The organism is Streptomyces sp. DSM 40868 (assembly GCF_011820545.1).
GTDB lineage: Bacteria > Actinomycetota > Actinomycetes > Streptomycetales > Streptomycetaceae > Streptomyces > Streptomyces eurythermus.
Genome location: NZ_CP050504.1, coordinates 7,417,835 through 7,441,353, shown reverse-complemented (window position 1 = coordinate 7,441,353; position 23,519 = coordinate 7,417,835). Strand labels below are relative to the sequence as shown.

Genomic DNA, 23,519 nt, shown 5'->3' with positions numbered 1-23,519 from the left:
CCAAGAAGGAGTGAGGACAGGTGCGTGCCGTCCTGCTGAAAGATTTCGGTCCTCCGGACCGGCTGACCGTGGCCGAGGTACCCGACCCGCGCCCCGCCCGGGGCGAGGTGACGATCCGGGTCGCCGCCGTCGGCATCCAGTTCCTGGAGACCCAGGTCCGCTCCGGCATGATGCGCGGGGCCCTGGGCGGCGCGCCCCTTCCCGTGATCCTCGGCAAGGAGATCGCGGGCGAGGTCATCGAGGCCGGGGAGGGCGTCGATGCGGCGCTCGTCGGCAGCCGGGTGCTCGCCACGACCGGCGGTGTCGGCGGCTACGCCGAACTCGCCACCGCGCCCGCCGATGAGCTCGTCCCGGTGCCCGACGGGCTGGACTTCCGCGACGCCGTCGCGCTCTACCGCTACGGTGCCACCGCCCGCGGCCTGATCGACGCCGCACGCGTCGGCGAGGGCGACCGGGTCCTGGTGCAGGCCGCCGCCGGCGCCGTCGGCACGATCCTCGTCCAGCTGCTCAAGCGGGCCGGCGCGACGGTGATCGGCACGGCCCGCGGCGCCGCGAAGCTCGGCCTCGTCAAGGAGCTGGGCGCGGACCACGTGATCGACTACTCGCTGCCGGGCTGGACCGAGCAGGTGCGCCAGGCCGCCGGGGGCGCCGTCGAGGTCGTCTACGACCACGTCGGCGGCGAACTCGGGCGCGATTCCTTCTCGCTGCTCGCCCCCGGCGCCGGCCGGCAGATCGTGTTCGGTTTCTCCAGCGGGCAGCCGCTCGACGTGAAGCCCATGGAGCTGTTCGGTCGCGGGCTGACCCTGACCGGCTTCAGCGCGGGTCTCATCTGGAACCGGCCCGCGTTCGCCCGCGAGCTGGTCACCGACGTGCTCGGCCTGGCGGTCGCCGGCGAGATCAAGCCGGTCATCGGCCAGAGCTACCCGCTGGAGCGGGCGGCCGAGGCGCATGCCGCCGTGGAGGCGCGCAGCACCATCGGCAAGACCCTGCTCATCCCGTGAGCCACCTTCCGCAGCACGCACCTTGCGCACAAACGTCCGGGCCGGCCGAGGCCCGGGTCTTACCGAGGAGAACGACAACATCATGACCACCGCATCCAAGATCTTCGTGGCGGGCGCCACCGGCCTGCTGGGCGGCCAGATCGTCAGCAACCTGCTGGACAAGGGCGCCTCCGTGCGGGCGCTGGTCCGGCCGGGCACCGACGGCGACAAGAAGGCCGCCCTCACCGCGCTTCAGGCCCGCGGCCTGGAGCTCGTCGAGGGTGACATCACCGACCCGGTGGAGAAGCTGGCCGCCGCGATCGGTGACGCCACGACCGTGGTCTCGGCCGTCCAGGGCGGCCCGGACCTGATCATCGACGGGCAGGTGAACCTGGTGCGCGCCGCCGAGCAGGCCGGTGCCCGCCGTTTCATCCCGTCCGACTTCGCGATCGACATCACGAAGCTGGACGACGAGGACAACGTCATGATCGGCTGGCGCCGGCAGGCCGCGGCCGCGTACGGCGACACCAGCCTCGAGGTGATCTCCGTGCTCAACGGCGCGTTCTACGAGGTCATGATCGGCTTCATGGGCCTCGTCGACTGGGAGGCGGGTACCGTCTCCCACTTCGGCGACCCCGACCAGCCGCTCGACATGACCTCGGTCCCCGACACCGCCGCCTTCACCGCCGCGGTCGCCCTCGACCCGGAGGCCAAGGGCACCCAGCGGTTCGCCGGTGAGGTGCTGTCGATGCGCCAGTTCCACCAGACCCTCGAGCGGGCCACCGGCCGCAGCCTGACCCTGAAGAACCTCGGCACCGCCGACGAGCTGCGCGCCGAGATCACCCGGCAGGCCGCCGGCACCCAGAACCCGTTCGAGTACGTGGGTCTGCAATACCAGTGGTGCATGGTGACGGGCAAGGCGAAGTTCGACACCCTGGACAACGCCAAGTACCCGCAGGTGAAGCCTCGTTCGCTGGAGGACTTCGTCCGGGAGAACGCGCCCAAGGCGTGACCCAGGCACCGCCGGTACGACGTGACCGGTGCGGCGGTCATCGCCGTACCGGCGGTCACCGGGGCGGCGGCCTGCCGCGGCGGTGGGAATCCCCCGCTCACCGCCGCGGTTCGCCGCCGCCCCGGCTTCTTGTGCTCCTGTCCCGGCCGGATACAGCACATCCACACAACATACCGGCGGGTCGGTTCGGTAAGAGGGCGCGCCTCCCGCCCTTGCGACCGGCGGCCCGGTGGACTGTTCATCCGGCAATCGACCGACGTCCGCCCTGACGTCCGCGAAAGGTGGTGCCCTGGGCTGCGGGGAGAGGACAGGTGACCGTTGACGAACCGTGAGACCGGTTTGTAATTTCGTGACCTGCCTCTACAAAAAATACAGGAGGTCCGGATGGTTATGCACGATCTCTACGGTTTGACCACCTGTACCCGGACGCTGTCCCCCAGCGTCATGGCGTGTATCGGCCACCCCGTCCGAGCCGTATTAGGCAGGGCCAGGTGATCTCTCACATCGCGCGCAGGAAATGTGCGACACGCCTGGTCCCAGTGGTGATCGTCATGGTGCCGGCCGCGGGAGCGGCCATGGTGGCCGACGCCCCCCTGTGGGGCGGCCACGGAATACTGCGGGGCCTGGTCGCCCTGCTGACCGTATTGATGTACGCGGGCCTCCCGGCCCTGTTGGTCATGGACGCCTCGACCTGTAGACCACGCCGCCTGTCCGCGTGCCTGGCACTGCTGCCCGCGCTCGCGGTGACTCCTTTGCTGGTGTTCATGCCGGACGCGCTGAGCTACCCCGTGCTGGCCCTGGTCGTGTCGGTGGTGGCGCTCGACTGCCGACGACGTATCCGGGAGCTGCTCTGGGCCCAGCAGCGCAGAATCGTCGAGGAACGGAAACGGACCCTGCGCGAGAGCCGCCAGCTGCGGCGCGACGTGCACGACGTGCTCGGCTACAGCCTGTCGGCCATCACGGTCAAGGCGGAACTCGTCGACCGGTACCTGGTGGAGAACGACCCACGGGTCAGGGAAGAGGTGGCCGAGCTGCTGGCGCTGTCCCGCAGGACGCTCGCCGAGATGCGCTCCTTCTCCTCGGCCGCGCGACGGCTGTCCCTCGGCGTCGAACTCGCCTCCGTGCGGCGGGTGCTGGCGGCGGCCGGCGTGGAAACGCTGGTCTACGGCGACGCCTCCGAGGTGCACGATCCGGCGCTGGGCGCGGCGCTCTCGCTCGTGCTGCGCGAGGGCGCGACCAACATCCTGCGCCACAGCCGGGCCGGCCTCTGCCGGATCACCCTGAGCAGCGAGGACGGCACCGTCACGCTACGGCTCTCCAACGACGGCTACATGGGCGAGTTCGAGGGCGGCGAGCCACTGGGCACCGGCCTGGCGAGCCTCTCCTCCCGGCTCACCGCGTTCGACGGCACGCTGACCTGGACACACGAGGGGGGGTGGTTCCATCTGACCGCCCGTGCTCCGCAGTCCGTCGCGGTGTACGGAACGTATGCGGCGACCTGAGCGGTGCGGGCCGCGCCGCGCGTCACCCGAAGACTTGCCGAGGTGCCCGGTCCGCCGGGCCCCGGCAGGGCTTCGGCCGTGGTGGCTACGGCAGTTGGCCGGGGCGGGCCGCGGAGTTCGACCGTGGTGGGGGTACGGCGCTCCGGTCGCGGTGGGCCGCAGAGGTTTGGGCGCGGAAGGGAAAGCGCTTTGGCCGCGGTGGGCTACAGCCAGCCCGCCTGTTCGGCGATGCGCACGGCGTCCAGTCGGTTGCGCGCGTGGAGTTTGTTGACCGAGGACGCGAGGTAGTTGCGGACGGTCCCGGTCGACAGGTGCATACGGCGGGCTATCTCGGCGGGGTCGGCGCCGGTGGCCGCCTGGCGCAGCACTTCCGTCTCGCGCGGGGTCAGCGGGCTGACGTCGCTTTCCCAGGAGGCCAGCGCGAGTTCGGGATCGATGACACGGCCGCCGGCGGCGATCCGCCGGATCGCCATGGCCAGTTCCTTCGGGGGCGCCTCTTTGAGCAGATACCCGCTCACGCCCGCGGCCATCGCCCGCTGCAGGGCTCCGGGCCGGCCCAGCGCCGTCAGGACCAGTGTGCGACACTGCGGTAACTGTTCGTGCAGGGCCGCGGCGGCGCTCAGTCCGTCCAGTCCCGGCAGGTCGATGTCCACCACGAGGACGTCCGGGCGGTGCTCCAGCGCCGTCGGTACGACGGCGTCCCCCCGGCCCACTTCGGCCACGACCTCGATGCCGCGCTCGCCCGCCAGCAGGGCCACGAGGGCACCACGGATCATCTCCATGTCCTCGGCCAACATGACTCGTATCACGTTCCGCCCCCCACCTCAGGGCGGTCGGCCCCTGAGTAACTTGATCATACACAGCGCCTGTTCCGAACCAGTAAACGCTTCCTGACGGTATGTCAGGATTCGGGCAGCTGGTCTCGCGCAGCAGGCACCGTCCGCTCCAGGCGTGCTCGACGGGCGCTCGAGGCCCGCTCCAGGCGTGCTCGTGGCGGCTGTGCGAAGGGGGCGGGCGACGGCGGCGAGCGGGCGCTTGAGCGGGACTGCCGGTGCGCCTCGAGCCGGGGGCGCCAGGGTCGTGGTGAGAGCGGAACGACCCACCGAGGAGAGAGCATGCCGCCGTACCTGTCGGAAATCGCCGACGACGTCTACGCCTACGTCCAGCCGGACGGTGGCTGGTGCCTGAACAACGCCGGTCTCGTCGTGGCGGACGGAGAGGCCCTGCTGATCGACACCGCGGCGACCGAGCGCCGGGCCCTGGCACTGCGCGAGGCCGTCAAGAGTGTCAGCCCCGCCCTTCCCCGGCTGCTGGTCAACACCCACTCGCACGGCGACCACACCTTCGGCAACTACCTCTTCCCCGAGGCCGCCGTCATCGGGCACCGCGGCACCCGCACCGAAGTGACCCAGATCGGCACGCACCTGACGACGCTCTGGCCGGACGTGTGCTGGGGCGATCTCGAACTGCGCCCGCCGCAGGTGACGTTCGAGGACCGGCTCACCATCCACGTCGGCGACACGGAGGCCCAGGTGCTGCACCTGGGTCCCGCCCACACCGGCAGCGACGTCGTGGTGTGGCTGCCCGGCCGGCGCGTGCTGTTCACCGGGGACATCGTGATGTCCGGAGCGACACCGTTCTGCCCGATGGGCTCGGTGGCCGGCTCGCTCGACGCCGTGCGGGCGCTGCGCGACCTGCGGCCCCGCGTGGTGGTGGCCGGGCACGGGCCGGTGGCCGGCGAGGAGCTGCTGGACACCACCGAGGGCTATCTCCTGCTGCTCCAGCGTCTGGCGAAGGAGGGCGTGGCGGCCGGGGCCACCGTCCTGGACGTGGCCCGCGAGGCCGAACTCGGCGCTTTCGGCGAGCTGTTGGACGCGGAGCGGATCGTCCCGAACCTGCACCGCGCCTATCTCGAGGAGCAGGGGGCAGAGCGCGGCTGCCCGGTGGACATGCCGGCGCTGTTCGCGGAGATGGTGGAGTTCAACGGCGGCCTGCCCGCCTGCCACGCCTGACACCGGCTTCCAGACGGTTTCCAGGACGGCTCTAGCCACCAGGCACAGCCTCGTCCGGCATGACCGCATGTACGACCTTCCAGAAGGGGGCGGCACATGAGCACCGTTGAAGAACGGCCGTTACCGACGGCTCACTTCTCATCCCTGAGCGCCCGCACGGCCGAACTCGCCCAGGTCCGCGAAGCCGTGCGCCTCGGGCCGGGCGAGGCGGCCACCGCGGCGCAGCACGCCAAGGGCAAACTGACCGCGCGCGAGCGACTGGCGCTCCTCTTCGACGAGGGGGTGTACACCGAGGTCGAGGGGATGCGCCGGCACCGGGCCACCGGGTTCGGCCTGGAGGCGAAGCGGCCGTACACCGACGGCGTCGTCACCGGCTGGGGCACGGTGCACGGCCGTACCGTCTTCGCCTACGCGCACGACTTCCGCATCTTCGGCGGCGCGCTCGGTGAGGCCCACGCCGAGAAGATCCACAAGATCATGGACCTGGCCGAGAAGGCCGGTGCGCCCATCGTCGGCCTGTGCGACGGCGCGGGTGCCCGCATCCAGGAGGGCGTGACCGCGCTGGCCGGCTACGGCGGCATCTTCCAGCGCAACGTCCGCAACTCCGGCGTCATCCCGCAGATCTCGGTGATCCTGGGTCCGTGCGCGGGCGGCGCCGCGTACTCCCCGGCCCTCACCGACTTCGTGTTCATGGTGCGCGGCACCTCGCAGATGTTCATCACCGGCCCCGACGTGGTCCAGGCCGTCACCGGCGAGCAGATCACCCAGGACGCGCTCGGCGGCGCCGACGCGCACTCCACGCTCTCCGGTGTCGCGCACTTCGCGTACGACGACGAGCGGACCTGCCTGGAGGACGTCCGCCACCTGCTCTCGATGCTGCCCGCCAACAACCGGGAACGCCCGCCCGCCGAACCGGCCGACGACCCCGCCGACCGCACCAACGAGGCGCTCTACGACCTGGTGCCCGCCGAGCCCGGCCGGGCGTACGACATGAAGCAGGTCATCGGCGAGATCGTGGACCACGGTGAGTACTTCGAGGTCCACGAGACCTGGGCCACCAACATCATCTGCGCGTTCGCGCGCCTGGACGGCGACGTCGTCGGCATCGTCGCCAACCAGCCCGCCGCCCTCGCGGGGGTCCTGGACATCGAGGCGTCGGAGAAGGCCGCCCGGTTCGTGCAGACCTGCGACGCGTTCAACATCCCGCTGGTCACCCTCGTCGACGTGCCCGGCTTCCTGCCGGGTGTCGACCAGGAGCACGGCGGGATCATCCGGCACGGCGCGAAGCTGCTGTACGCGTACTGCAACGCGACCGTGCCGAGGATCTCGCTGACCCTGCGCAAGGCGTACGGCGGGGCGTACATCGTCATGGACTCCCGCTCCATCGGCACCGACCTCGCCCTGGCCTGGCCCACCAACGAGATCGCGGTGATGGGCGCGGAGGGGGCGGCGGGCGTCGTCTTCCGCAAGGAGATCGCGGCGTCCGACGACCCCGAGACGACGCGCCGGGAGCGGATCGAGGAGTACCGCACCCAGCTCATGCACCCCTACTACGCCGCCGAGCGCGGCCTGGTGGACGATGTGATCGACCCGGCCGAGACACGGTCCCGGCTGATCGAGGCGCTGGCCATGCTGCGCCACAAGCACGCCCCGCTGCCCACCCGCAAGCACGGGAACCAGCCCCAGTGAGCGCCGGCCGGCCGCTCGTCGTGGTGGCACACGGCAGTCCCGGCACGGATGAACTGGCCGCGCTGGCAGCGGTGTTGCTGACCGTCTCCCGCGGTTCCGGGGGCAGGTCGGTACCGCCGCGCCCCGCACTCGCCTGGTGCCGTGCCAACCCCGCCCATGGATCCGCCGTCGCCTGGGCGGCCGCAGCGCGGCCCGCCTGGACGTCTTCGTCGTGAGAGGACACACGTGAGTCTGCGTAAGGTGCTCATCGCCAACCGTGGCGAAATCGCTGTCCGCGTGGCCCGGGCCTGCCGGGACGCCGGGATCGCGAGTGTCGCCGTCTATGCCGACCCTGACCGGGCGGCCCTGCATGTCCGCGCGGCGGACGAGGCGTTCGCGCTGGGGGGTGACACCCCTGCCACCAGCTACCTGGACATCGAGAAGGTGCTGCTGGCCGCCAAGCAGTCCGGTGCGGACGCGATCCACCCCGGCTACGGCTTCCTGTCCGAGAACGCCGAGTTCGCCCAGGCCGTTCTCGACGCGGGCCTGATCTGGATCGGCCCGCCGCCGCAGGCGATCCGGGACCTGGGTGACAAGGTCGCCGCCCGCCACATCGCCCAGCGCGCCGGCGCCCCGCTGGTCGCCGGCACCCCCGACCCGGTCTCGGGCGCGGACGAGGTCGTGGCCTTCGCGAAGGAGCACGGTCTGCCGATCGCGATCAAGGCCGCGTTCGGCGGCGGCGGGCGCGGTCTGAAGGTCGCCCGCACCCTCGAAGAGGTCCCCGAGCTGTACGAGTCCGCCGTGCGTGAGGCCGTCGCCGCGTTCGGCCGTGGCGAGTGCTTCGTCGAGCGCTACCTCGACCGGCCCCGGCATGTGGAGACGCAGTGCCTGGCCGACAAGCACGGCAACGTCGTCGTGGTCTCCACCCGCGACTGCTCCCTGCAGCGCCGACACCAGAAACTGGTCGAGGAGGCTCCCGCACCGTTCCTGTCCGAGGAGCAGATGGCGGAGCTGTACCGGGCGTCGAAGGCCATCCTGAAGGAGGCCGGGTACGAGGGCGCGGGCACGTGTGAGTTCCTGGTCGGGCAGGACGGCACGATCTCCTTCCTGGAGGTCAACACCCGCCTGCAGGTCGAGCACCCGGTCACCGAGGAAGTCGCCGGCATCGACCTGGTCCGCGAGATGTTCCGCATCGCCGACGGCGAACCCCTCGGCTACGACGACCCGGTCCTGCGCGGTCACTCCTTCGAGTTCCGTATCAACGGTGAGGACCCGGGCCGTAACTTCCTGCCCGCCCCCGGCACCGTCACCACCTTCGAAGCCCCCACCGGCCCCGGCGTCCGCCTGGACGCGGGCGTGGAGGCCGGCAGTGTCATCGGCCCGGCCTGGGACTCCCTGCTGGCCAAGCTGATCGTCACCGGCCGCACCCGCAAGGAAGCCCTCCAGCGGGCCGCCCGCGCGCTGGAGGAGTTCCGTGTCGAGGGCATGGCCACCGCCATCCCCTTCCACCGCAAGGTCGTCACCGACCCCGCCTTCGCCCCCGAAGTCACCGGCTCCAGCGAACCGTTCACGGTCCACACCCGGTGGATCGAGACCGAGTTCGTCAACGACATCAAGCCGTTCGACACCCCCGCGGTCGCGGAGGAAGACGAGGGGGGCCGCGAGACGGTCGTGGTCGAGGTCGGCGGCAAGCGCCTGGAGGTCTCCCTCCCGGCGTCCCTGGGCATGTCCCTCGCGCGCACGGGCCTCGCGGCCGGGGCCAAGCCCAAGCGGCGCGCGGCCAGGAAGTCCGGCCCTGTCGCCTCCGGCGACGCCCTCGCCTCCCCGATGCAGGGCACCGTCGTCAAGGTCGCCGTCGAGGAGGGCCAGCAGGTCAAGGAGGGCGACCTGGTCGTCGTCCTGGAGGCGATGAAGATGGAACAGCCCCTCAACGCCCACCGGTCCGGCACCGTCAAGGGACTGTCGGCCGAGGTCGGCAGCTCGCTGACCTCCGGCGCCGTCATCTGCGAGATCAAGGACTGACGTCTGCCCCAGCAGGAGGAACCGATGAACCACGAGCACGGTGAACTCGACGCCGGCGACCCCGGGGAAGCCGGCGGCCCGCTGAACGCGCCCGCGCTGCGTCTCGCCGGGGAGGAGGACGACCCGGACCCGCACATCGTCCGGGGGATCGATTGATGGCCCTTGGATGAGTGTGTCAGGTGAGCGGGTGTGAATAATTCATGCCCGCTCATGCCGGGCACACTGGTTCATCATACAACGATCCTGCGATGCTCATGGCCATGGAAATCGATGTTCTGGGACCACTTGGAGCACGAGTAAACGGCCTGTCGATCGTCCCGACTGCCGGAAAACCCCGGCAGATCCTGGCGCTGCTCGCGATTCGCGCGGGCCGTGTCGTCTCCGTGGAGACGCTGATCGAAGAGGTGTGGGGAGACGCGGTCCCGCGCAGTGCCGCCCCCACATTGCAGACGTACATCCTGCAACTGCGCAAAAAGATCACCGATGCCCTGCCCGTGGACAGCGAACTGACGGCGAAGGACATCCTCGCCACGTCCTACGGGGGATATCAGCTCGCCCCGGTGGAGCCGATCCGCTGCGACCTCGTGGAGTTCCAGCGGCTGACGGCCCACGGCACCCGTGCCATGGCCGAGCACGCTCCGCACGTCGCGAGCGAGAAACTGCGCGAGGGCCTCGCCCTGTGGCGCGGCAACGCCCTGGTCGACGTGCCGCTGGGCGAGGTGCTGCGCATGGAGGTCATCGGGATGCAGGAGGCGCGCACCCGCGCCCTCGAACTGCGGATCGAGGCGGATCTGCAACTGGGCCGGCACGCGGAACTCATCGGCGAGCTCCGCATGCTGGTCGCCCAGCAACCCCTGCACGAGAACCTGTGTGCCCAGCTGATGACCGCCCTCTACCGCGCCGGTCACCCCTGGCGGGCCCTGGAGGTCTTCCAGACCCTGCGCCAGTCCCTGGTCGACGAGCTCGGTGTGGAGCCCTCGCCCCGGCTGCAACGGCTGCACCGCGCGATACTCGCCAACGACGACCGGCTGGACCGGTTCACCCTGGCCCAGCGGTTGCTCAGCGCCTGAACCGGGCGGGGCGGTTCACGCTCCGGGCGGCAGCGCGTGCGCCGTGCTGACGACGTGGCCGGTGCCGAGCCGGTGAGTGGCGAACGTCCACTCCCCGGTTCGCACCGGCTCACCGGTGTTGTCGTGCAGCACGGCGGTCGTGCCCTCCACCCGGAAACCGAAGGTGCGGAACGGCAGCCCCGTGCCCACGCCGAGGGCCTTGGTGTATGCCTCTTTCAGTGTCCACAGGCGCAGCACGGCATCGCCCCGCTCGGGTGCGGGAAGGGCGCGCAGGTCCGACAACTCCTGTGCCGTGCAGGCACGTTGTGCGAGCAGTACGCGGCATCCGGACCGGCCGAGCCGCTCCGCGTCCGCACCGATCGGACCGTGCAGGCTCAGGGCCAGCACCAGCAGATCGCCGGTGTGGCTCAGGCTCAGACCGAGCCGGTCGCAGCCCCGCAGATACGGCCGCCCGGCCGGCCCCCGGGCGAGCTCCAGCTCGTCCGCCGGCACGTCCAGGACGGCTGCCGCGGCGTGCTTGACCAACCGGCGCGAAGCGGCGAAGCGGGCGCGGGCCGCCGGCCGGTGGCCGGCGGCCCGGTACCGCTCGTACTCCCGGCCGAGCAGGACGCGCAGTCCGGGCCCGTCGGGGACGCTCCAGGAACCGGCCGACGCGTACAGCACGACGGCGGTTCCGGCGTGCAGGGCCGGCCCGGCGGCCCGGGCCCAGCCTCCGCCGGGCCCGTCCGCGCGCAGGTACGTCACCGCGGGCGCGGTCACGCGCCCACCAGCCGGCGCGCGGCGGCGGGTGCCGTGCGGGCCGGGACCGTCGGCCGGCGGCAGTGCGCGACCGCCTCGTCGAACAGGGCGGCGCTCAACTCGGTGTCGGGGCCGACCGGTTCGAGGCCGAGGCGGATCGCGATCCGGGAGAGCGCGGCCACCAGGCGGTCCCGGTCGGTGGTGATCCGCCGTCCCCGGCCGGTCCCCCGCCAGCCGTCCAGGCAGGCGGCCGCCGCGGTCAGCAGCGCGTAGCGGTCGGCCAGGGCCCAGATGCCGGCCGAGGCGTCCGCCGGCGCGAGGGCGCAGGCGCCGACCACGGCGCGGCGTTCCCGTTCCAGTTCGTCGAGCAGGGCGTGCAGGGCCAGCGGCAGCGCGGCCGGGCGTACGGAGGTGAGGGGCCGGGCCAGCCGGTCCTCCCCGGTGGGCGGCCCGTCCAGCCGTGCCGTCACGGCGTCGAGCCGCGCACGGTGGTCGGGGTGCCACATGGCCTGGTGCAGCCGCCGGGCGTGCTCCCGGTACGCGGCGCCCGGCCCCGTGTTCCGCTGTGCCTGCGCGCCCAGCAGTACGGACAGGGTGTCGACGCTCTCCATGAGCAGCCGCGGCAGCAGGAACCTGGCCACGGCCGAGTGGTTGCCGCCGTCGGCGCGCAGCAGCCGGTCGCCCGCCCACAGGTCCAGGTAGGCGGCTCCGGCCGCGGCCCGCCCGAGCCGCGAGGGCTCGGTGCCGGCCACGGCCGCGAGGGCGCTGCGCAGCGCCAGGCCGGCGTGGACCATGAGCTGGGCCGGGGGCGGGGCGGCGGTGGTCCGCACGGCGTCAGACCAGCTGGTCGTAGCTCACCGAGCGGGAGCGCAGCAGGATCTCGCCGTCGGTGACCTCGATGACGTCGTGCACGACGGTGCTGGGCCACACCTCCGGCCGCTCGTTCGGCCGCACCCGCACGATCAGCGCGTACACGGTGGAGCGGATGCTGCCGTCCTCCTGCGGCTCCAGGACCATCTGGTTGAAGAAGTGGCGGCGCTGGGTGGGGTTGTCCTGGTACTTCTTCAGGAACGACCGCAGCTCTTCGAGGATGGCGTCGCGGCCGACGGCCGGGGCGATGTCGGGCGAGTGCTGGAAGCTGCCGTCCTTCGTGAACGTCTGCGTGTACTCCTCCAGCCGGCCCTCGTCGAGGGCCTGCATCTGGCGGGCGTAGAAGTGCTGGACCTGGGTGTAGAGATCACTGCTGACGGGCGTGGGCATGAGGGTTCCTCACCTGGGTCGTCGGGCGGGTGGTGGCCGGGCCAGGATCGCCACCGGCGCTCGAATCGCTCTGGAGCACGGTCGGGGCGGCGCATGAGCGCGGCCGGTGTGCTTCAAGGCGCCTTCCAGCAGGGCACGAGGCGCGCCCAGCACGCTCGGTGGGCACCTGCCGTCACAGCGATTCGGGAGAACACATGTCACAGGCAGTCAAGCCGGTCGCCCTGGTCACGGGAGCCACCAGCGGGATCGGTCTCGAGATCGCCCGGCGCCTCGCCGGGCTCGGGGCCCGGGTCTACCTGTGTGCGCGCCATGAGGACCAACTGGCCGACACCATCAAGGAGTTGACGGACGCGGGGTACGAGGTGGACGGCACCACGTGTGACGTGTCCGACCCCGAGCAGATCAGGGCCTTCGTCCGCGCGGCCGTCGACCGCTTCGGGCCGGTCGACATCCTCGTGAACAACGCCGGGCGCAGCGGCGGCGGAGCCACCAACGAGATCCCGGACGACCTGTGGTTCGACGTCATCAACACGAACCTCAACAGTGTCTTCCTGATGACCAAGGAAGTCCTCAACACCGGTGGCATGCTGGCGAAGAAGTCCGGCCGCATCATCTCGATCGCCTCCACCGGCGGCAAGCAGGGCGTCGTGCACGCCGCGCCCTACTCGGCGTCCAAGCACGGCGTGGTCGGCTTCTCCAAGGCCCTCGGTCTGGAGCTGGCCCGTACCGGCATCACGGTCAACGCGGTGTGCCCCGGCTTCGTCGAGACGCCGATGGCGGAGCGGGTGCGCGAGCACTACGCCGGCATCTGGGGCGTGAGCGAGCAGGAGACCCACGACCGCATCACCACGCGGGTGCCGCTGGGCCGTTACGTGGAGACCCGTGAGGTGGCCGCCATGGTCGAGTACCTGGTGAGCGACGACGCGGCCGCGGTGACCGCGCAGGCCCTCAACGTGTGCGGCGGTCTGGGCAACTACTGATCCGCGCCGCCACGGCCATGACACGGCCGCCCCTCCCCGGTCCCGGAGAGGGGCGGCCGTGTGTGCCCGCGCCCGAGTTCAGGCGGAGACCTGGCTCCCCTCGCCCGTGTGCGCGGCGGCGTGGGTCATCGTGGTCAGGCTGTTGCGGCCCAGTGCCTCGCGTACGAAGGCACGGGCGTCGGCGAGGGTGGCCTGCTCGCCGAGCACTTCGCGGACCGTCGCCGGGTTCAGCGCGACGGTGTGCCGGGCGGTGGCCACGGGCCCGTCGGGGCCGTCCGTGAACGTCCACAGGCCGCTGTGTCCGGTCAGCAGCTTCGGCAGTACGTGCTGCTTGTAGGCGATCCACGACGGCTCGTGGCAGATGCGCACCGAGCGGGTGGTGTGTGCCGAGCCGTCCGCCGTGACGGTGTCCATCTCCAGGTCCTGCACGCCCGGCTCGTCCTCGGTCAGCCGTACCCGGCTGACGTGCGGCAGCCGCTCGGCCCACAGGTCGGCCCGGTTGACGAAGTCGTAGGCCGCCGCGGCACCGCCGGTGATCGGGACGACGTCGGTGAAGGAGAACACCACGTCGGCCACCGGGTGGCCCAGCTCGGCGACCCGGGCCAGTGCCGCCAGTTCCTCGCCGCTGTTGCGGTCCAGCGCGGTGATCAGCGCCTCGACGGCGGCGGGGGCGTCGTCCTCGACGCTGAAGCGGTGGCGCAGCACCACCTCGGTGCTGCCGTCGGGCAGTTCGCGCAGCAGCCAGCTGCCGGCCATGGAGGTGACCGGTGCGAAGCTGCGCTGCTGCCGGAAGCTCACGTAGCGGCGCGCGGGGTCGAGGACCCGCCGCGACGTCCAGCTGGTGACCTTGCCGTTGACCTGCGCCCAGATCTCGAAGACCTCGCTGCGCTCGTCGCGCTCCAGGTGGCGCACGTACACGCTGGGCCCGAACACCGCGGGCCACAGGGTGACATCGGCCACCAGGTCGTACACGACCTGGGCGGGAGCGGACACGATGCGGGTGTGCTCGGTGCGGTGGATCACGGTTCGTTCCATGGCGGCTTCTCCTCGGCTCGGGACGGTGGCGCGGAAGGGGCCGGGGCCCGTATCCCGGTGACGGCGGATACGGGCCCCGGAGGCGTACGGTCGGGCCCGGACGTCAGACGGCGGCCGTTGCCGTGTCGGCGTTGACCAGGGCGAGGAGCGCGCGGGGTGTCTCCACCTCCGCGATGTCGTCGTCCGACAGGTCGATGCCGTACTCCTGCTTGATGCGCGCGGCGGACTCCATCAGGGCGAGCGAGTCGTAACCGAGGTCCTCGAAGGTGCTGTCGAGGATGTCGCCGGTCAGGTCGAGGCTGTCGTCCTCGCCGGCGCAGGCGATGAGGATGCGTCGCAGATCTTCGATGGCGAGCTGAGCCATGAGGGTCTTCTCCTGTCAGGTGGGGAACTGCCGGCGTCGGGCAGCTCAGTGGTCGGTGTGGCGCGTGACGACGACGGCCGAGTTGAAGCCCCAGCGTCCGCGTGCGAGGACGAGTGCCGCGGACACCGGCCGGGTACGGGGTTCGCCGGTCACCAGGTCGATGCCGTAGGCGTCGGGGACCTGGGCGGTGAAGCCACTGGCCGGGATGACGCCGTCCCGGATGGACAGCAGCGCGCTCGCCAGGTCCGCGGGGCCGCCGCCCGCGTACATCCGGCCGGTCAGCGCCTTGGGCGCGGTCACCGGCACGCCCCGCGGGCCGAAGACGGCGCGCAGCGCGTCCGCCTCGATCCGGTCGAGCTCGGGCAGGCCGGCCGCGTCGGCGAACACCACGTCGATGTCGGCGGGTGCCAGCCCGGCGTCGGCCAGGGCCAGTTCGGCCGCCCGGCGCAGCCCGGGCTCGCGCCCGGATCCCGGTTTGGGGTCGAACGTCGAGGCATAGCCGGCGATCTCGCCGTAGATCCGGGGCGCGCCGCGCTCCCGGGCGCTCGCGGCGTCCTCGGCGATGAGGATCGCGCCGCCCTCGCCGGGCACATAGCCGGCCGCCCGCTCGTCGAACGGGAGGTAGGCCGCCTCCGGGTCGGTGGCGGTGGTGACCCGGCCGCCCGCCAGCTGGGAGGCCCAGCCCCAGGGGTCGAACGCGGAGTCCACGCCGCCGGACACCACGAGCTTGGTCCCGCGCTCGACGGTGCGCCGGGCGTGCCCGACGGCGTCCAGGCCGCCGGCCTGCTCGCCGACCAGGGCGGCGCTGGGCCCGCGCAGCTTGTGCCGGATGGAGATCTGGCCGGTGTTGACCGCGTAGAACCAGGCGAACGACTCGTAGACGGAGACGAACTCCGAGCCCTTGGACCAGAGTTTGTTGAACTCCTGGTGGGTGAACGCGAAACCGCCGAGGGCGTTGGAGGTGACCGTGCCCATGTCGTAGTCGGGCAGGGTGTTCTCGTCGACGCCCGCGTCCTCGAGGGCCCAGGCGGCGGCGGTGAGCGCGTAGCGGGTCGACACGTCGGTCTGCGGCAGCAGCCTGCTGGGCAGATGGGTCTTGGCGTCGTAGTCGACGATCTGCCCGGCCAGGCGCGAGGGGTACGCGGAGGTGTCGAAGCCGGTCAGTTCCCGGACCCCGTTGGTGCCCGTCAGCGTCGCCTTCCAGAACGCCTCGGTGCCCAGGCCGTTGGGCGTGGCCGCCCCGATACCCGTGATGACGGTGGTCATGCCGCGGCCACCTCCGGACGGTGCAGGATCATCGCGCTCTGGAAGCCTCCGAAGCCGGAGCCGACCGTGAGCACCGTGTCCACGCGCTGTTCGCGGGCGGTCAGGGGTACGTAGTCGAGGTCGCACTCGGGGTCGGGGGTGTGCAGGTTGGCCGTCGGCGGCACGACGTTGTGCTCGATCGCCAGCAGTGACGCGGCGATCTCGACGGAGCCGATGGCCCCCAGGGAGTGGCCGACCATCGACTTGATGGAGGAGACCGGCACGTCGTAGGCGTGCTGGCCCAGGGAGCGCTTGAACGCGGCGGTCTCGTGGCGGTCGTTCTGCTTGGTGCCCGAGCCGTGCGCGTTGATGTAGTCGATCTTGGTGCCGTCCAGGCGTGCCTCGTCCAGCGAGACACGGATGGCCTCGGCCATCTCGCGGCCGTCCTTGCGCAGGCCCGTCATGTGGTGGGCGTTGCAGCGGGTGGCGTACCCGCCGACCTCCGCGTAGATGTGCGCGCCGCGCTTCTTGGCCGCCTCGTACTCCTCCAGCACGAACATGGCGGCGCCCTCGGCGAGCACGAATCCGTTGCGGGTGCCGTCGAAGGGGCGCGAGGCGTGCGCCGGGTCGTCGTTGCGGGTCGTCGTCGCCTTGATGGCGTCGAAGCAGGCGACCACGATCGGGGAGATCGGGGTGTCCGCGGCGCCGGCGACGACGGTGTCGACCGTGCCCTCGCGGATCAGCTGGACGGCGTAGCCGACCGAGTCGAGCCCCGAGGTGCAGCCGTCGGACACCATGGTCACCGGGCCTTCCGCGCCCACTTCCCAGGCCACCTCGGCCGGCATCACGCCGGGGGACAGATAGTCGAACATGTGCGGGGACAGGTAGGCCGGGTCGACCTCCCACTCCTTGCCCGCGTCCGACATCACGAGGTACTCGTTCTCCAGGCTGGTCGCCGAGGCGACCGCGCTGCCCAGGCTGACCCCGATGCGGTGCGGATCCAGCGCGGACAGGTCCAGCCCGCTGTCCGCGACCGCCTCGCGGGTGCAGGCCACCGCGAACTGCGTGGCCCGGTCCATGCGGCGGATCTCGCGCGGGCCGAAGCCCTCGGCCGCCGCGTCGAAGTCGACCTCGCCGGCGATCCGCGAACGGAACGGCGACGCGTCGAAGAAGGAGATGCTCCGGGTGGCGGTGCGGCCCGCCGACAACAGGTCCCAGAACGCCTTCGTTCCGTTGCCGCCGGGAGCGCGTACACCGACACCGGTGATCACGACGCGCCGGGTCATGTCCGGCCCGCGTTCGTAGACAACATCGCTGTAAGTCCTTTCGCCTCTGAAACAGCGGCAGTTACGTGGTGAAAGGCTGTGGCGACGGTCTAGAGCACCACTCGACCCCGCCTCGGGAGAACGCGTGGCGCCACCGGGAGCGCGCGAGCGCGGCGACGACAGCGAGGAGTTCAGCGACACCGCGGCCGACGACCACGGGCTGCCCGCCCCGCGCGTCCGCTACCGCTACAGCGACCGCGATCCGGAGACCATCGAGCAGGCCAAGAAGGCCGTCGCCGAAGCCGGGGCCGCCGTCGGCATCCCCCTCGACGACAGCCCCTTCCTGCTGCCCGCGGGCGGCTCACCGCACCACCAGGGCACCACGCGCATGGGCCCCGCCCACGACGGCACCAGCGTTCGCGACAGTCACAGCCGCGTCTGGAACACCCGTGGGTGTGGGTCGCCGGCGACAACGTCATCCCGACGGCCACCGCCTGCACCCCACCCTGACGTCCGTCGCCCTCGCCGTCCGGGGCGCCCGCGCACTCCTGGACCACCTTCAGGCCACGGCCGGGCAGAACACACCGGCCGCGTCACGGCCGTGAGTCGAGCGCGGGTGCGGGCGGGGTGTCGCCGGTCGCGGGCCGTGCCCCGGGGGCCGTGGCGACGCTGGTGCGCCAGCAGTCCGAGGAACCCGGTGAGGAAGCCGCTGACCGGTCCGGACACGGCGTGGTCGGCGGCGTTCACCCCGGCGCTGGAAGGCACCCCGACGGCCGAGTAGTTGACGAGGGCGCTCATCACCGCGCCGATCACACCCCCGATCGCGCCGCCGACGACCGAGGCGCGCACCGCGGAGGGCCGGCCGCAAGCGGGCCGGTGACGCCCCGGCGCGCCGCTTCGACCCCGAGGACGCGGTCGAGCGCGAGCGGGCCCGGCCCGGCCGGCAGTACGACGAGGAGCGCCGCCACCTTCATCGGCGGAAGCTCGGTCCCCGCCCCGCTCGCGACCCCCTGCCGGGGCGTCGTGAACCCGGTGCCGGCGTTGACCAGGACCATCGCCAGGCACATGTGGACGGTCAGCGACAGCGCGGTCAGCCGTGACAACAGTCCGAGGACGAGGAAGACTCCTCCGGCCGACTCCCCGACCGTGACCGCCCGGGCCGTCACGGTCGGCGCGGGCGCGCTCGTGCCGCTCAGGAACGCGCTGAACCCGGCCGGTCCGTCAGGTGGCTGCCGACCCGCATGGCCGTCTCCCGCAGCCAGATGTGGGCCGCGTCATGGGTGTGGACCGGGTGCCACCACAGCGCCTCACGCAGCGGCACCGCCTCGTAGGGCGGCTCCACCACCCGGACGGCGGCGATCGGCGTCAGCAGCCGCGCCAGCCGTGCCTGGATCAGGGCGATGCGCCGGGTGCCGGTGACCAGCAGGGGCAGGAGCTGGAAGCTGTCGACGGACACTTCCACGCGCGGTTCGATGCCGAGCATGCCGAGCTGGCGCACGGCGGGCGCGTCGTAGGTGCGCTGGTACGTCACCCACGGCAGCCGGGCCAGGTCCTGGCGGGTGAGCCGGTCGCCGACGTCCGGATGGTCCTCGGCGACGAGGAACACCCAGCGGTCGTCGTAGAGGTCGGTGGCGGGGAAGCCGCTGATCACGCCGTGTGGCATGAGCAGGCCGTCGGTGGCGCTGAGCAGGGTGGCGGTGTCGTCGACGACGGCCGGCTGGGCCTGGGCGAAGCGGAGCCGGATGCCGGGGGCCTCCTCGTGCACGACGCGGGCGAGTTCGGTGCCGAAGACGGCCACCGCGTAGTCGGACGCCACCAGCCGGAACTCGCGGCTCTCCACGGCCGGGTCGAAGTCGGCCTGGCTGGAGAAGAGGCGTTCCAGCACGTCGTAGGCGGTGGCGGTGCGGTCGAGGAGGACCTGGCCGAGGGCGGTCAGTTCGTAGTGGCCGCCGACGCGGGCGAGCAGGTCGTCGTCGAAGTGGCGGCGCAGCCGGGCGAGGGCGGCGCTCATGGCGGGCTGGCTGAGGCCGACGCGCTGCCCGGCGCGGGTGACGTTGCGTTCCTCCAGCAGGGCGCGCAGGGCGACGACGAGGTTGAGGTCGAGTCGGGTCAGGTTCACGGATCGGTCCTCGTACGGGGCGACGAGCAGGGCGGTGAGCGGCGGGAATAAACGCGATGGATGCCGACCATCCACAGAATCTATTTCCCTGATCGCGAGCGGCGGGTCCAGATTAGTCCCACCGCAATCAGGAGGACACGTCCGTGAAACCCGCATCCACGTCCGCGCTCTTCGCCGGACCGTTCGCCCTCGCCACCCTCTCGGCCCCGGACGGGCCGGAATTCCCCGCCCTCGTCACCCCGGACGGCTTCGCCCTCGACCTGCGGGACGCCTTCGGCGAGGACCGGCTGACCACGCTGGACGTGCTGGACCGCTGGGAGTCGGCGCTGCCGCGGCTGCGTGCGCTGGCGGCCGGCCCGGGCCCGGCCCGCACGGCCCTCACGGACCTGCGGGTGCACGCGCCCGTGTCGCCGCGCCAGGTGTTCCAGTCGGGGGCGAACTACCGGCAGCACGTGATCGACCTGCACGTCGCCCACCGCGCGCCCGGTGACGACCGGCCGGAGAGCGAACGCCGCGCCGAGGCCGCCGAGATCATGGACCGGCGGGCGGCCGAGGACCTGCCGTACGTCTTCATCGGACTGCCGAGCGCGATCACCGGGCCGTACGACGATGTCGTCCTGCCCGCGTGGGCCGAGCAGCCCGACTGGGAGCTGGAGCTGGCGGTCGTCATCGGCAGGCCCGCCCACCGGGTGCCGGTGGAGGACGCGGCGCGGTACATCGCCGGTTACACCATCGCCAACGACCTGACGGACCGGGCCACGGTCTTCCGCCGGGACATGCCGCAGATCGGCACCGACTGGCTGCGCAGCAAGAACGCCCCCGGGTTCACCCCGCTCGGCCCCTGGATCGTGCCGGCCGAGTCGATCGCCGACCCGGACGACCTGCGCGTCACGCTCAAGCTCAACGGCGAGACCATGCAGGACGAGTCGACCCGGGACATGATCTTCAAGGTCGCGCGGATGGTGTCGTACGCCTCCCAGGCCGCCCGTCTGCTCCCCGGGGACCTGGTGCTCACCGGCTCCCCCGCCGGCAACGGCATGCACTGGGGCCGGCTGCTGCGCGACGGCGACGTCATGGAGGGCACGGTCACCGGGCTCGGGGTCCAGCGCACCCGTTGTGTCGCGGAGGGCGCCGCGTGAACCGCCACGACGCGGAGGGGGCGATCGCCGAGGCCGCCAAGGCGTACTCCAACTGGGGGCGCTGGGGCGAGGACGACCGGCTCGGCACCCTCAACTTCCTGGACGAGGGCACGCGTCGCGCGGGCGCGGCCCTGGTGCGGCGGGGCGTCGGCTTCTCGCTGTCCCAGTCCTTCGACATGACCGGCCCGCAGAAGGGCTGGCGGCGGCGCACCAACCCGGTGCACACCATGCTGGACACCGGCACCGACGCCGCCCTCGGCAACCAGGGCTTCCCGCACGGATTCGGCGGCGCCGACGACGTGATCGCGATGCCGCTGCAGTGCTCGACCCAGTGGGACGGGCTCGGCCACATCTTCGACCACGGCAAGGCGTGGAACGGCCGGGACGCCGAGAAGGTGGTCACCTCCGACGGCGACCTCGTCACCGGCATCGAGCACATGGCCCCGTACGTCGCCGGTCGCGGTGTCCTGCTCGACGTGGGCCGGGTGGTCGGCGAGGACGGGGAACTGCCGGACGGGTTCGCGATCACCGAGGAGCATCTGACGGCGACGGCCGAGGCGCACGGCGTGAGCGTGGGCCGCGGGGACATCGTCGTCGTACGGACCGGGCAGCTCGCCCGGGCCCGCCGCGAGGGCTGGGGCGACTACGCCGGCGGTCCCGCGCCCGGGCTGTCGTTCACCACGGCCGGCTGGCTGCACCGCACCGAGATCGCCGCGATCGCCACCGACACCTGGGGGTTCGAGGTCCGCCCGAACGAGTTCGCACACGCCTTCCAGCCGCTGCACCAGGTCGCCATCCCGAACATCGGCCTGCTGATCGGCGAGATGTGGGACCCGGACGCGCTCGCCGAGGACTGCGCCGCCGACGGCGTGTACGAGTTCTGGCTCACCGCCGCGCCCCTGCCCATCACCGGCGCCGTCGGCTCCCCGGTCAACCCGGTCGCCGTCAAGTAACCAGCGCGACAAAGGAGTTACGCATATGAGCACCCCCCGTACGGTCCTGGTGATCGGCGGCGGCGCGGCCGGCAACGCCGCCACGGTCCTGCTGCGCCGGGCCGGGATCGCGGTGAACCTCGTCGAGGCCAAGGACGACTGGAACGCCACCGCCGGCTCCGGCATCACCCTCCAGGGCAACGCCCTGCGCGTCCTGCGCGAACTCGGCGTCTGGGAAAGGGTGAAGGAGTCCGGCTTCGGCTTCGACTCGGTCGGCATCACCGCTCCCGACGGCACCGTCCTGCACGTCGCCCGGGACGTCCGCACCGGCGGCGACGACCTGCCCGCCACCGTCGGCATGGAGCGGCCCCGGCTCCAGCGGATCCTCATCGACGCCGTACGCGCCGGCGGCGCCCGGGTCCGGCTGGGCACCCGGGCCACGGAGTTCGAGCAGGACGCCGACGGCGTGACCGTACGCTTCACCGACGGCACCGAGGGCCGCTACGACCTGGTGATAGCCGCCGACGGCATCGGCTCGGCGACCCGCGCGGCCGTCGGCATCACCGACAAGCCGGAACCGACCGGCATGGCCATCTGGCGCGTCGCCGCCCCCCGCCCGGCCGGCGTGGTCCGCACCGACCTCACCTACGGCGGCCCCGCCTACATCGCCGGCTACTGCCCCACCGGCGACACCACGATCTACGCGTACGTCGTCGAGGCCAACCGCGACCGCGCCGCCATCCCCCCGGAGACATACGCCGACGAGATGCGCCGCCTGGCGTCCTCCTACGGCGGGCACTGGGCGGACATCACCCCGCACATCACCGACCCGGCGAAGGTCAACTACACGTGGTTCGACCGGATGCTGGTGGAGGGCCCCTGGCACCGCGGCCGGGTCGTCCTCGCCGGTGACGCGGCCCACTGCTGTCCGCCCACCCTGGCGCAGGGCGCGGCGATGTCCCTGGAGGACGCGCTCGTCCTCGCCGAACTGCTCACCAGCGGCCGGGAGTGGGACGACGCGCTGCTGCGGGAGTACCACGAGCGCCGGATGCCGCGCGTACGGGCGGTGGTCGAGGCGTCCGTGCGGCTCGGCCAGTGGCAGCTGGACGGCGTGCGGGACGCGGACGTGCCCGGCCTGATGGGCCGCACCATGACGATGCTGCGGGAGCTGCCGTGACGACGATCCCCACGGTGGACGTGCACGCGCACGTCCTGCTGCCCGAGGTCGAGGCGCTGGTGGCCGGTCTGCCGGGCCTGGCCGAGGCCAGGGCGCTCGACGCCCGCCGCAACGGTCCGGCCGCCCTGGCGGTCAACGGCCCGATGGTGCGCGAGCGGGTCCCGAGGATGACGGACCCGCGTCTGCGGCTGGCCGCGATGGACGCGCAGGGCGTGGACGTGCAACTGGTCAGCCCCTCGCCCTCGCACTACCACTACTGGGCCGACGAGGACACCGCCGAGAAGGTGTACCGGCTGGCCAACGAGGCGACCGCCGCCCACTGTTCGGCCGCGCCCGACCGGTTGCGGGGGCTCGGGCTCGTCCCGCTCCAGCACCCCGGTCGGGCGGTACGTGCCCTCGACCACGCGCTGGAGCAGGGCCTGGCCGGGGTGGAGATCTCCAGCCACGCCCCGGGGCGGGACCTGTCCGACCCGGACTACGAACCCTTCTGGTCCCGGGCGCGGGAGACGGGCGCGGTCGTCTTCCTGCACCCCTTCGGCTGCACGCTCGACGAGCGGCTGGACCGGTGGTACCTGTCCAACAGCGTCGGCCAGCCGGTGGAGAACGCCGTCGCGCTCTCCCACCTCATCTTCTCCGGCGTTCTGGACCGGCACCCGGGGCTGAAGCTGATCGCGGCACACGGCGGCGGTTATCTGCCGACCCACATCGGCCGCGCCGACCATGCCTGGACCACCCGCTCCGACGCGGGCGCCGGCTGCGCCCACCCGCCCAGCAGTTACCTCAGGCGCCTGTATTTCGACTCCCTCGTCCACGATCCGCACGTGCTGCGGGAGCTGGTGCGGGTCGCGGGCGCGGACCGGGTGCTGCTCGGCTCCGACTTCCCCTTCGACATGGGCACCGAGGACCCCGTCGGCGCACTGCGCGCGGCCCGGCTGCCCGACACCGACTTCCACGCCGTACGCGGCGGCAATGCCTCCGCCCTCCTCTTCACGGAGTGAT

General features: G+C 72.1%; 23 protein-coding genes. 13 read left to right on the top strand and 10 right to left on the bottom strand.

From position 1 onward, the window contains the following. Positions 1 to 20 precede the first annotated feature (20 nt). The 3 genes from HB370_RS33690 to HB370_RS33680 all read left to right on the top strand — a co-directional run bounded on the left by HB370_RS33690 (position 21) and on the right by HB370_RS33680 (position 3,494). Complete coding sequence (locus tag HB370_RS33690; RefSeq protein WP_030794337.1) at positions 21 to 1,001, top strand: zinc-binding dehydrogenase; 981 nt, start codon at positions 21 to 23, stop codon at positions 999 to 1,001. An 82-nt stretch (positions 1,002 to 1,083) separates the two neighbouring features. Continuing rightward, positions 1,084 to 1,992 (top strand): NmrA family NAD(P)-binding protein, encoded by a 909-nt coding sequence (locus HB370_RS33685; RefSeq protein WP_030794340.1) that lies wholly within the window; start codon positions 1,084 to 1,086, stop codon positions 1,990 to 1,992. A 575-nt stretch (positions 1,993 to 2,567) separates the two neighbouring features. After that, entirely contained in the window at positions 2,568 to 3,494 is a 927-nt protein-coding gene (locus HB370_RS33680; RefSeq protein WP_167345777.1) for a histidine kinase, read from the top strand. Positions 3,495 to 3,697: 203 nt separating this feature from the next. On the opposite strand, the gene HB370_RS33675 is transcribed toward HB370_RS33680, so the two are convergent. Continuing rightward, positions 3,698 to 4,303, bottom strand: coding sequence for a response regulator transcription factor (locus HB370_RS33675; RefSeq protein ID WP_078637844.1), 606 nt, complete (start codon positions 4,301 to 4,303; stop codon positions 3,698 to 3,700). Positions 4,304 to 4,609: 306 nt separating this feature from the next. Here HB370_RS33675 and HB370_RS33670 point away from each other — a divergent pair, with 306 nt between their 5' ends. The 5 genes from HB370_RS33670 (at position 4,610) to HB370_RS33650 (ending at position 10,266) form a co-directional block, all read left to right on the top strand. Beyond that, positions 4,610 to 5,506, top strand: coding sequence for an MBL fold metallo-hydrolase (locus HB370_RS33670; RefSeq protein WP_030794348.1), 897 nt, complete (start codon positions 4,610 to 4,612; stop codon positions 5,504 to 5,506). Positions 5,507 to 5,602: 96 nt separating this feature from the next. Then, entirely contained in the window at positions 5,603 to 7,195 is a 1,593-nt protein-coding gene (locus tag HB370_RS33665) for an acyl-CoA carboxylase subunit beta (protein ID WP_030794352.1), read from the top strand. A 231-nt stretch (positions 7,196 to 7,426) separates the two neighbouring features. Next, positions 7,427 to 9,196: a biotin carboxylase N-terminal domain-containing protein gene (locus tag HB370_RS33655; RefSeq protein ID WP_167513379.1), complete on the top strand. Its 1,770-nt coding sequence runs from the start codon at positions 7,427 to 7,429 to the stop codon at positions 9,194 to 9,196. Between the two features lie 24 nt (positions 9,197 to 9,220). Continuing rightward, complete coding sequence (locus HB370_RS42530) at positions 9,221 to 9,352, top strand: hypothetical protein (RefSeq protein WP_267925348.1); 132 nt, start codon at positions 9,221 to 9,223, stop codon at positions 9,350 to 9,352. A gap of 104 nt (positions 9,353 to 9,456) precedes the next feature. Next, a complete protein-coding gene (locus tag HB370_RS33650) occupies positions 9,457 to 10,266 on the top strand; it encodes an AfsR/SARP family transcriptional regulator (RefSeq protein WP_030792845.1) in 810 nt (269 codons plus the stop codon). 15 nt (positions 10,267 to 10,281) lie between these two features. Here HB370_RS33650 and HB370_RS42140 read toward each other — a convergent pair whose 3' ends face one another. From HB370_RS42140 to HB370_RS33635, 3 genes are read right to left on the bottom strand one after another with little or no spacing between them, the layout of a single operon-like run. After that, the gene (locus tag HB370_RS42140; RefSeq protein ID WP_051816144.1) at positions 10,282 to 11,025 is read right to left on the bottom strand and encodes a 4'-phosphopantetheinyl transferase superfamily protein; all 744 of its coding nucleotides are present in this window, start codon (positions 11,023 to 11,025) and stop codon (positions 10,282 to 10,284) included. Further along, positions 11,022 to 11,834 (bottom strand): hypothetical protein, encoded by an 813-nt coding sequence (locus tag HB370_RS33640; protein WP_030792839.1) that lies wholly within the window; start codon positions 11,832 to 11,834, stop codon positions 11,022 to 11,024. The genes HB370_RS42140 and HB370_RS33640 overlap by 4 nt, the downstream gene beginning before the upstream one ends. A gap of 4 nt (positions 11,835 to 11,838) precedes the next feature. After that, the gene (locus tag HB370_RS33635) at positions 11,839 to 12,264 is read right to left on the bottom strand and encodes a nuclear transport factor 2 family protein (RefSeq protein WP_030792835.1); all 426 of its coding nucleotides are present in this window, start codon (positions 12,262 to 12,264) and stop codon (positions 11,839 to 11,841) included. Positions 12,265 to 12,458: 194 nt separating this feature from the next. Between HB370_RS33635 and HB370_RS33630 the strand changes: the two genes are divergently transcribed. After that, a complete protein-coding gene (locus HB370_RS33630; protein WP_030792832.1) occupies positions 12,459 to 13,244 on the top strand; it encodes a 3-oxoacyl-ACP reductase in 786 nt (261 codons plus the stop codon). Positions 13,245 to 13,322: 78 nt separating this feature from the next. On the opposite strand, the gene HB370_RS33625 is transcribed toward HB370_RS33630, so the two are convergent. From HB370_RS33625 to HB370_RS33600, 6 genes are all read right to left on the bottom strand, one after another. After that, positions 13,323 to 14,279 carry an aromatase/cyclase gene (locus HB370_RS33625; protein ID WP_030792829.1) on the bottom strand — a complete coding sequence of 319 codons (957 nt, stop codon included), beginning with the start codon at positions 14,277 to 14,279 and terminating at the stop codon, positions 13,323 to 13,325. Between the two features lie 103 nt (positions 14,280 to 14,382). Continuing rightward, positions 14,383 to 14,643: an acyl carrier protein gene (locus HB370_RS33620; RefSeq protein WP_030792826.1), complete on the bottom strand. Its 261-nt coding sequence runs from the start codon at positions 14,641 to 14,643 to the stop codon at positions 14,383 to 14,385. A 45-nt stretch (positions 14,644 to 14,688) separates the two neighbouring features. Beyond that, on the bottom strand, positions 14,689 to 15,909 hold the full coding sequence (locus HB370_RS33615) for a ketosynthase chain-length factor (protein ID WP_030792824.1): 1,221 nt from the start codon (positions 15,907 to 15,909) through the stop codon (positions 14,689 to 14,691). Further along, complete coding sequence (locus tag HB370_RS33610) at positions 15,906 to 17,174, bottom strand: beta-ketoacyl-[acyl-carrier-protein] synthase family protein (RefSeq protein WP_030792818.1); 1,269 nt, start codon at positions 17,172 to 17,174, stop codon at positions 15,906 to 15,908. The genes HB370_RS33615 and HB370_RS33610 overlap by 4 nt, the downstream gene beginning before the upstream one ends. 788 nt (positions 17,175 to 17,962) lie before the next feature. Beyond that, positions 17,963 to 18,319 (bottom strand): DoxX family protein, encoded by a 357-nt coding sequence (locus HB370_RS33605; RefSeq protein WP_037703111.1) that lies wholly within the window; start codon positions 18,317 to 18,319, stop codon positions 17,963 to 17,965. 26 nt (positions 18,320 to 18,345) lie between these two features. Next, positions 18,346 to 19,272 (bottom strand): LysR family transcriptional regulator, encoded by a 927-nt coding sequence (locus HB370_RS33600; protein ID WP_030792811.1) that lies wholly within the window; start codon positions 19,270 to 19,272, stop codon positions 18,346 to 18,348. A 143-nt stretch (positions 19,273 to 19,415) separates the two neighbouring features. Here HB370_RS33600 and HB370_RS33595 point away from each other — a divergent pair, with 143 nt between their 5' ends. From HB370_RS33595 to HB370_RS33580, 4 genes are read left to right on the top strand one after another with little or no spacing between them, the layout of a single operon-like run. Then, on the top strand, positions 19,416 to 20,411 hold the full coding sequence (locus tag HB370_RS33595) for a fumarylacetoacetate hydrolase family protein (RefSeq protein ID WP_030792808.1): 996 nt from the start codon (positions 19,416 to 19,418) through the stop codon (positions 20,409 to 20,411). Continuing rightward, positions 20,408 to 21,364 (top strand): cyclase family protein, encoded by a 957-nt coding sequence (locus HB370_RS33590; RefSeq protein ID WP_167513062.1) that lies wholly within the window; start codon positions 20,408 to 20,410, stop codon positions 21,362 to 21,364. Before HB370_RS33595 ends, HB370_RS33590 begins: the two co-directional genes overlap by 4 nt. A gap of 25 nt (positions 21,365 to 21,389) precedes the next feature. Further along, positions 21,390 to 22,520, top strand: a complete 1,131-nt coding sequence (locus HB370_RS33585) for an FAD-dependent oxidoreductase (protein WP_030792806.1) — start codon at positions 21,390 to 21,392, stop codon at positions 22,518 to 22,520. Then, the gene (locus tag HB370_RS33580; protein WP_030792805.1) at positions 22,517 to 23,518 is read left to right on the top strand and encodes an amidohydrolase family protein; all 1,002 of its coding nucleotides are present in this window, start codon (positions 22,517 to 22,519) and stop codon (positions 23,516 to 23,518) included. Before HB370_RS33585 ends, HB370_RS33580 begins: the two co-directional genes overlap by 4 nt. Position 23,519 lies beyond the last annotated feature (1 nt).

Coding starts and splice junctions, on each gene's coding strand:
- HB370_RS33635 (WP_030792835.1), bottom strand. CDS start 12,264: ATGCCCACGCCCGTCAGCAGTGATCTCTACACCCAGGTCCAGCACTTC.
- HB370_RS33630 (WP_030792832.1), top strand. CDS start 12,459: ATGTCACAGGCAGTCAAGCCGGTCGCCCTGGTCACGGGAGCCACCAGC.
- HB370_RS33670 (WP_030794348.1), top strand. CDS start 4,610: ATGCCGCCGTACCTGTCGGAAATCGCCGACGACGTCTACGCCTACGTC.
- HB370_RS33685 (WP_030794340.1), top strand. CDS start 1,084: ATGACCACCGCATCCAAGATCTTCGTGGCGGGCGCCACCGGCCTGCTG.
- HB370_RS33585 (WP_030792806.1), top strand. CDS start 21,390: ATGAGCACCCCCCGTACGGTCCTGGTGATCGGCGGCGGCGCGGCCGGC.
- HB370_RS33650 (WP_030792845.1), top strand. CDS start 9,457: ATGGAAATCGATGTTCTGGGACCACTTGGAGCACGAGTAAACGGCCTG.
- HB370_RS33615 (WP_030792824.1), bottom strand. CDS start 15,909: ATGACCACCGTCATCACGGGTATCGGGGCGGCCACGCCCAACGGCCTG.
- HB370_RS33610 (WP_030792818.1), bottom strand. CDS start 17,174: ATGACCCGGCGCGTCGTGATCACCGGTGTCGGTGTACGCGCTCCCGGC.
- HB370_RS42530 (WP_267925348.1), top strand. CDS start 9,221: ATGAACCACGAGCACGGTGAACTCGACGCCGGCGACCCCGGGGAAGCC.
- HB370_RS33625 (WP_030792829.1), bottom strand. CDS start 14,279: ATGGAACGAACCGTGATCCACCGCACCGAGCACACCCGCATCGTGTCC.
- HB370_RS33665 (WP_030794352.1), top strand. CDS start 5,603: ATGAGCACCGTTGAAGAACGGCCGTTACCGACGGCTCACTTCTCATCC.
- HB370_RS33680 (WP_167345777.1), top strand. CDS start 2,568: ATGGTGGCCGACGCCCCCCTGTGGGGCGGCCACGGAATACTGCGGGGC.
- HB370_RS33620 (WP_030792826.1), bottom strand. CDS start 14,643: ATGGCTCAGCTCGCCATCGAAGATCTGCGACGCATCCTCATCGCCTGC.